This is a genomic window from Salinimicrobium oceani, assembly GCF_012037645.1.
In genome coordinates, this window is record NZ_JAAVJR010000454.1 from 1 (window position 1) to 497 (window position 497).

1 protein-coding gene is annotated in these 497 nt (G+C 41.9%); it reads right to left on the reverse strand.

What is annotated here, in order from left to right; genetic code table 11:
* Nucleotides 1-156: 156 nt before the first annotated feature.
* A partial coding sequence (locus HC175_RS17705) for a hypothetical protein (protein WP_168139595.1) occupies nucleotides 157-497 on the reverse strand: 341 nt, incomplete at its 5' end.

Here is a 497-nt window from a genome sequence, read left to right on the forward strand (position 1 = left end):
ATAATGAGGAAAAGTTCTAAAAAATGTCATTTTTGGATGGATTTCTTATGGCCGATTTACGGATGCAGGAGACTTCAACATGTTTTTTACTTCTTTGTTAATTCGGGCAGGGGTGGGGTCGAAGACCTTTCGGGGTGGTGGTTTGCTACTGTATTTTTAAATATTATTTTCATTGTTCAGGAAGTCGATCAGCTTTTGTTGGTGGGATAAATTCCCGATATATTCTTTCTGTTCCTCCAAATTCATTGGTGGTGCATCGGTCTGATAAAAGCGGATTGATCCGTCTTTTTGCGGTGCCACCAAAATAAGTCTCCCTGCCCTGAGGTCGAAGAGCCGTGAATTAACTATTGCATATGCATTTTGATCGGCTAATTGTACTGCAACCCAGTCCACCCTGCTCCTGGTAGACGTGTTTATGCTCCCCTGGGATAAATAATGAGGATGATTTCTTGATATTGCTGAAACCGGATTTTCATTTTCCCTGCCGTCTGCAATAC